Origin of the sequence: Streptomyces sp. NPDC007162 (genome assembly GCF_040634175.1) — a bacterium.
Lineage (GTDB): Bacteria > Actinomycetota > Actinomycetes > Streptomycetales > Streptomycetaceae > Streptomyces.
In genome coordinates this window covers 1-7,459 of the sequence record NZ_JBEYFC010000441.1, presented here as the reverse complement: position 1 = coordinate 7,459, position 7,459 = coordinate 1, and the positions used below count along the sequence as shown (strand labels likewise).

The window sequence follows — 7,459 nt, the reverse complement described above, 5'->3', positions numbered from 1 at the left end:
GACGGTCTGCGGGCCGCTGTGGGCATTGAGGTCGGTCGCCGTGTAGCCGGGGTCGACGGCGTTGACGCGGACGTCCTTGAAGGCCGAGATCGACGCGTACACGAAGGCGTGAACCCGGCCGACTCGGCGAGGGCGATGCCGGCCGTGCTGGTCTCGGGTACGTCGATGGCGACCTGGGCGCCGGCCGCCTCGGTGGTGAGGGCCGCGAACAGGGCGTGGGCGTCGGCGGCGGTGTCGGCGAAGAGCGGGCCGATGCGCAGGCTGTCGCGGCCCGGGCGGAGCACGCCGTAGCCGGTGAGGCGGTCGCCGTCGTGGCGGACGAACACCGTGTGGCCGGGGCCGGCCAGCCAGGCGGCGAGGAAGCGCGGGCGGGCGGCGGGGTGACAGGTGCTGTCGTACGCGCTGACGGCCGCCCGGTCGGCGGGGCGGGCGGCGCGGACACCCGCGGAGATCTCCGCGGCCTGGGCGGCGCCGGTGAAACGGATGGTGCGGTAGGCCGGTTGGAAGCCGGACCGGCGGTAGGTGTCCTGCTGGGCCACCACGCCGTCCAGCCCGACGGTGCGGTCGCCCGCGTGGGCCAGCGCGGTCTTCCAGGTGGTGTGGCCGTGGCCCCGGCCGCGCAGGTCGGGGCGGACCAGGTAACAGCCCAGGAAGGCGTAGTGGGCGTCGTAGTTGACGACGGATATGGCCGACACCGGTTCCCCGTCGATACGGCCGAGGAAGAACCCCTCGGGGTCCTGGGCGAAGAAGGCGGGACCGTCGGACAGCCCCGGGTTCCACCCCTCGTCCGCCGCCCAGCCGCTGATCACGGGCCAGTCGTCGAGCGTGGCCTGCGTGACGACGAGGTCCTGGGGGGCCGGAGAGGTCATCGATGCGCTCCCTTGCGTGCGTGGCGGGGTCGAAGAACGCGGCGGCCTGCACCGCGCGCCCGCAGCATCCTTCCCGATCACCGAGCACGGCGCCACGCCGGGATCAGGCCGTCGGCTGCTCAACGGGGCGCTGGGCCAGGCTTGTTGGCGACGGCGCGACGCGCACGACCTCGCCGATCAGGCGCAACCCGCCGCACAGACCTGAACGCCGCTCCGCCTCCGGGCCCGGCCCGGCCGAACCGGCGGACTTCCCTGCCGGCCGCAGCACATGGTCCGGCGCGCCCCGCCGCACGGACGTGGGCACCGCCCGCCGTGCGCGGACTTGGACACCGCCCGCCCTTCAGGTTCGGCCCGGCCGAACCGGCGGATTTCCGTCCCGGCCGCAGCACATGGTCCGGCGCACCCCGCCGCACGGACCTGGTGCCGGCCGCAGCGCACGTTCGGCGTGACCCGCCGCACGGACCTGGGCTGCCCCGCCGCACGGACCTCGTGGCGGCCGCAGCGCACGGGGCGGCGCGACCTGCCGCACGGACGTGGGCACCGCCCGCCGTGCGCGGACTTGGACACCGCCCGCCCATTAGGTTCGGCGCCGCCGAACCGGCGGATTTGCTTGCGGGCGCCGGACGGGGTCCGGCGTTGGGAGTCGGTGAGGGTTCGGGTGGGAGTGGGGCGGCGCTGGCCCCACCGGGTGGGGGGGTGGGGCCCGTCGGTTCGGGTTGGCTCCGGCCGCCTCGGTGTGTCACACGGGGGCGGTCAGCGGGCCCGGTCCGGGCGGAAGCGTCGGTGCAGAGCGGTTCCGGTGAGCAGCAGTGCCGCGGCGGCCGCCGCGGCGGGGCCGGCCAGGTCCGTGCCGGTGTGGGCGAGGGCGGCGTCCGTGACGGGCGGCGCTGCCGGGTGGTGCGGCGCCTTGGGGGCCGGGTGCTTCTTGGGCGGCTCGGGAGCGGGCGGCTGCGCGGCGGGCGGCTCCGGGGTCGTCCTCGGCGGGGTCGGGTGGTCACCGGAGTCGTTCACCGAGGTGTTGCCGAGGGCCGGGTTGAGGACGCCGACCACGTCGACGCTGTTGCCGCTCACGTTCGCCGGGAGGTCGACCGGCAACTGGATGCCGTTGCCCGAGACCACCCCCGGCGAGTCCTGCTCCGTGCCCCGCGCGCTCGCCCCACCGGACGTGGCCGAGCCGCCGGACGCACCGCCGGCCCCGCCGCCCTCGTTCGCGCAGGTGTTGCCGGCCGCCGGATTCAGCAGCCCCACCACGTTCACGGTGTCCCCGCACACGTTCACCGGAACGTGCACCGGCAACTGGATGCCGTTGCCGGAGACCACCCCGGGCGAACCGGCCGCGGTTCCGTCCGCACCCGCGTCGGCCCAGGCCGGGACCGCCACAGCCATCGCCCCTGAGGCGGCGGCGACGGCGATCACACTGTTTCGGGCAACCCGTTTCATAGGTTCCCTGCCTTCCAGACATGATTGCGGGCGCTCGCCCGCATCGGTTAAAACGCAGACGAACCATGTGAGTTATGGCTTATCCACCTTCCACCCCATCGAGTGACATCGATATCGAACCAGCGGCAAAAGTGTGCAAGGGCTCCGAAGCGCACGAGTGGCACGAAGTACGGCGCCCGGCCCGGCCCGCCCGCCCGGAGGCGGGCCCCGCGCAGCCCGCTTATGGTGGACGAAAGCCCTCTGTACCCGGTCCGTCACGGAGCGTCCCTGGAGGCCCCCGATGCCTGCCGTGCCCCGTACCCGGTCCGTCCTTCGGCACTGCGTCGGTGCCGGAGCCGTCACACTGGCCCTGCTCGGCGCGGGGCTGCCCGCGGCCCCGGTCCCGTCGGCGGGCGGCGACCGGCCGGACCTCTCCCGGTTCTACCGGCAGAAGGTCAGGTGGACGGTGTGCAAGGACGAGGACCTGCCCAAGGACATGCAGTGCGCCAAGGTGACCGTCCCCCTCGACTACGCGAAGCCGGGGCACGGCACCCTCGACCTGGCGCTGTCCCGCTACCGGGCCACGGGCAGGTCGCGGGGCTCGGTGCTGCTGAACTTCGGCGGGCCGGGCGGCTCGGGCGTCAGCCAGCTGGGGCTGGCGGGCAAGAAGTTCATGGGCCTCACCAACGGCTATGACGTGGTCGGCTTCGACCCGCGCGGCGTCGGCCGCTCCTCCCCCGTCAGCTGCGGCGACGGCACCGCCGAGGCCCCGGACGAGCACAGCACGGCCGAGCCCCCGGACGTCACCCGGCCGCAGGCCCTGATGAAGCAACTGCAGCAGCTGACGGCCCGGTGCACCAGGAACTCCGGGCCGGTGCTCGCCCACATAGGCACCGTGAACGCAGCCCGCGACCTGGACGTCATCCGCCAGGCGCTCGGCGACAGCAAGCTGAACTACCTGGGTTTCTCCTACGGCACCAAGCTGGGCGCGGTGTACGCGGCTCAGTTCCCGCACAACGTGGGCAGGATGGCGCTGGACGGCGTGGACACGCTGACCGAGTCACTGGCCCAGCAGGGCCTGGCCGGCGCCCAGGGACAGCAGACCGCGCTGGACGACTTCCTCGACTGGTGTGTCACCGACCTCGGATGTCCGTTCGGGCAGGACCGGCGCAAGGCCGGGGAAGCGGTCGTCCGGCTGGTGCGCTCGCTCGACAGGGACCCGGTGCCGTCCGACTTCGGCGCCCCCTTCACCGGCCAGGACCTGGTGGGGGCCATCGGGGAGGGGCTGTACGGCAAGGAGTTGTGGCCGCTGCTCGCTCGGGCGCTGGCCTCGCTGATGGACGACGGGGACACCCGCGGGGTGCAGAACTTCGCGTCCGGCGGCTACGCCGTGCCGCTCGTACGCAAGACGACGGCGGGTGCTCGCCGCGGCGGCGGGCTGGTGGCCGGCTCGGACATCCCCGTGGACAACCTGTCGGCGGCACTGATGGCGATCAACTGCGCCGACGACCCGGACCGGCCGGGCGCCGAACAGCTCATCAAGGACGTCGCCCGGCTGAACCGGCAGTACCAGCAGGCATCCCCGGTCTTCGGCCGGTTCCGGCTGACGCAGCTCATGCTGTGCTACGGCCGGCCGCGCGGCACGTCCTTCATCCGGGATGAGGTGAAGGACGTACCCACGGCGCGGATACTCCTGGTGGGAACCCGTGGTGACCCGGCGACGCCGTACCGCTGGACCATCGAGACGGCGAGGCGCCTGGGTCCGTCGGCCGTGGTGCTGGACAACAGGGGCGACGGCCACACCGGGTACACGTCCTCCAGGTGCGTGCACGGCAAGGTCGACGACTTCCTGCTGTACGGCACGCTGCCGGCCGACGGCAGCTCCTGCCCGGCGGACAGCGACACGAGCGGCGTCGGCTCGTCGGGCTGAGCGCGGGGGCCGTTGCGAGGAGTCCCGGGCGCCTCAGCTGCTTCAGGAGTCTCAGCTGCTTCAGGTGCCTCAGGAGACGAGCTCCGGGTCGTAGAGGTCGAGCCAGTGGGCCAGGTCGAGGATGCGTTCCAGGCCGCGCCGGGCGGCCTGGTCGGACGTTTCGGGTCGGCAGGCGGCCCGGTCCGCCCTCTCGCGGTCGACGAGGTCGAAGACCCGGTGGCCGGGCCGCGCGAGCAGGTCCTTGACCTGCTCCTGGAGGGCGCGGCCGTACTCCGGGTCCTGGGTGGAGGGGTAGGGGCTCTTCACCCGGTCGTAGACGGACTGCGGGAGGACGTCCCGGGTGGCCTCGCGGAGCAGGGTCTTCTCACGGCCGTCGAAGGACTTGAGGGCCCAGGGCGCGTTGTAGACGTACTCGACCAGCCGGTGGTCGCAGAACGGCACCCGGACCTCCAGGCCGACGGCCATGCTCATCCGGTCCTTGCGGTCCAGCAGGGTGCGTACGAAGCGGGTGAGGTGGAGGTGGCTCATCCGGCGCATGCGGTACTCGAAGTCGCTCTCGCCGTCCAGGCGCTGGATGGCGGAGGCGGCGGAGTGGTAGGAGTCGGCGATGTAGGACTCCAGGTCGAGGGACTTGGCCAGGTCCGCGCGCAGGACGTCGGAGTCGTCTCCGAAATGCCGGGTGAACCGGAACAGCCAGGGGAAGGTGTCGGCATTGCGGGCGCCCTCGTCGAAGAACTGCAGGTAGCCGCCGAACACCTCGTCGGCGGACTCCCCGGACAGCGCGACGGTGGACTGGTCGCGGACGGCCTTGAACAGCAGCAGGAGCGAGGCGTCCATGTCGCCGAACCCGGCCGGCAGGTCGCGGGCCCGGATCACCTGTTCGCGCACGGCCGGGTCGGCGAGGCTGCCCGCGTCCAGGACGATGTCCTGGTGGTCGGTGCGGGCGAGGCGCGCCACGTCGTGCACGAAGGGAGTGTCGGGGGTGCCGCGCAGTTCGTCGGCGACGAAGTTCTCGGTCTGGCCCACGAAGTCGACGGCGAAGCTGCGGACCTTCTCGCCCCGGGAGGCGAGCTGCCGGGCGGCGAGCGCCGTCATGGCGGAGGAGTCGAGGCCCCCGGAGAGCAGGGTGCAGCGGGGTACGTCGGCGACCAGCTGGCGGCGCACGATGTCGTCGAGGAGTTCGCGGACGGTCGCAATGGTGGTGTCGCGGTCGTCGGGGTGCGGGCGGGTCTCCAGGCGCCAGTAGGTCCGGGTGCGCAGGCCGCGGCGGTCGACGGTGACGACGGTGCCGGGCTCGACCTCGCGCATGCCGTCCCAGACGGCCTGCCCGGGGGTCTTGACCATGGTGAACAGCTCGCGCAGTCCGGTCAGGGCGACCCGGGGGCGGGCCAGTGGGTTGGCGAGGATCGCCTTGGGTTCGGAGCCGAACAGGACGCCGTCCGGGGTCGGGTACAGGTAGAAGGGCTTGATGCCCATCCGGTCGCGGATCATGACGAGTTCGTCGCGGCGGCCGTCCCAGATGGCGAAGGCGTACATGCCGTTCAGCCGTTCGGCGATCGCGTCGCCCCACTCCACATAGCCGCGCAGGACGACCTCGGTGTCGGAGTCGGTGGTGAACTCGTGTCCCTTGGCGAGGAGTTCGCGGCGCAGTTCGGTGAAGTTGTAGGCCTCGCCCGAGTAGACCATCGCGACCGTGCCGGCCGGGGTGCGGACGGTCATCGGCTGGCGGCCGCCGGGCAGGTCGATGATCGCGAGCCGGCGGTGGCCGAGGGCGGCGGGGCCCTCGCTCCAGGTGCCCCGGTCGTCGGGGCCGCGGCAGGCCATGGTCTCGGTCATCGCATCCAATGCGTGCGTCTCGGTGGTGAGGTCACGGTCGAAGGAGACCCAGCCGGTGATGCCACACATGTGTTACCTCCTGCTGCCGGTCAGCCGGACACCCTGCGCCACCTGCGGCTTCACGACACAGGAGATTGCCCGAGCGAACCACTTGTATTCAGCACCTATATGACGAGCGTGCGCCCGGGTGCCCGGCCGGTCAACCTGGCCGTAACACGGAGCGGCACTCCCGCCCCTCTCTTTCGGCCGCACTTTGCCCGCGCGATGACCGCGGGGCCGCCCCGTACCGGGCCCCGCCCGCCGGGAACCGGCCAAGCGCAAAAAGTTCCCCAAGCGGAACCGGCGCCACGGCTCGCGCCACGGCTCGCGCCGGCCGCCGGTCACGTGGGGCACGTGACGCCGTCGGGGTGCCGCGCTACGCGCCCGGTGTCAGGAACCGGTCGAGCGCCGCCGTCAGTTCGGCGGGCCGCTCCACGGGGAGTTCGTGACCCGCGTCGATGATCCGGACCTCGGCGTCCGGGTAGGCCTTCGCCATCCGCAGCATCTGCCCGACCGGAAGCTGGATGTCGTGGTAGCCGTGCACCATCAGCGTGGGCACGGCGATCTCGCCGACCCGGTCGAGGACGTCGAAGGCCCGCATGGCGCCGTACAGGGTCATCACGACCTCGCGCGGGGTGCCGGCGGACGAGCGGACGTACTCGCGCACCCGCTCACGGGGGAACCCCGGGGCGAAGGCACGCTGGATGTTGGCGGCGACGAACAGCCTGAAGGGAACCAGCGTCGAGGCGGCCATCAGCAGCCCGCGGCCACGGCTGTACGCCATCCGCCCGATGGAGTTGACCAGGACCATCCGCTCGACCCGCGCGGGGTGCGTGAGCGCGAGGGTCTGGCTGATCATGCCGCCCATGGAGTGTCCGACGGGCACGAAACGATCCACCTCCAGGTGGTCGAGGAGGGCCGTGACGTCCTGCGCCAGCTCGGCGATGGTCCGCACCCCGGCACCGGTGCTCTCGCCATGGCCGCGCAGGTCGAGCCGGACCACCCGGCGGCGCCCGGCGAAGTGCTCGGTCTGGTGGTCCCAGCGGTGCCGGTCGGCGGTCCAGCCGTGGATGAGGACCAGGGGGGCGGCGGTGCCGTCCCGGGGGCCCTCGTCGTCGTACGCCAGCACCGCTCCGTCGACTTCGAGCTGCGGCATGGGGGCCTCCTGGGACGCGATCCGGTTACTGCCCGGTACGGTAATGGGCCGCGTGGCACGCCGTCACCGGTGAGCCGGCCTCGACAGGGTGACGAGTGCGCCGGACGGCAGGGCGGACCGGCACGGCGTGCCCAGGATCGCCTTCGTCAACAAGCTGGACCGCGCGGGCGCCGACCTCGACAGAGCCGTCGAGTCGATCCGGGCCCGACT

5 protein-coding genes are annotated in these 7,459 nt (G+C 72.7%); 1 reads left to right on the top strand and 4 read right to left on the bottom strand.

The window, feature by feature from the left end:
• Together ABZ646_RS35345 and ABZ646_RS35340 are read right to left on the bottom strand one after the other, a co-directional pair.
• Positions 1 to 869: GNAT family N-acetyltransferase (locus tag ABZ646_RS35345; protein ID WP_360528316.1), on the bottom strand; the 869-nt coding region annotated here is incomplete at its 3' end.
• A gap of 753 nt (positions 870 to 1,622) precedes the next feature.
• The gene (locus ABZ646_RS35340; protein WP_360528313.1) at positions 1,623 to 2,255 is read right to left on the bottom strand and encodes a chaplin; all 633 of its coding nucleotides are present in this window, start codon (positions 2,253 to 2,255) and stop codon (positions 1,623 to 1,625) included.
• A gap of 334 nt (positions 2,256 to 2,589) precedes the next feature.
• On the opposite strand from ABZ646_RS35340, the gene ABZ646_RS35335 reads away from it, so the two are divergent.
• The gene (locus tag ABZ646_RS35335; RefSeq protein ID WP_360528310.1) at positions 2,590 to 4,218 is read left to right on the top strand and encodes an alpha/beta hydrolase; all 1,629 of its coding nucleotides are present in this window, start codon (positions 2,590 to 2,592) and stop codon (positions 4,216 to 4,218) included.
• A 69-nt stretch (positions 4,219 to 4,287) separates the two neighbouring features.
• Here the strand turns inward: ABZ646_RS35335 and asnB are convergent, their stop codons facing one another.
• Positions 4,288 to 6,123, bottom strand: a complete 1,836-nt coding sequence (gene asnB / locus ABZ646_RS35330; protein WP_360528307.1) for an asparagine synthase (glutamine-hydrolyzing) — start codon at positions 6,121 to 6,123, stop codon at positions 4,288 to 4,290.
• A 346-nt stretch (positions 6,124 to 6,469) separates the two neighbouring features.
• Positions 6,470 to 7,249, bottom strand: coding sequence for an alpha/beta fold hydrolase (locus ABZ646_RS35325; RefSeq protein ID WP_360528304.1), 780 nt, complete (start codon positions 7,247 to 7,249; stop codon positions 6,470 to 6,472).
• Positions 7,250 to 7,459: the final 210 nt, after the last annotated feature.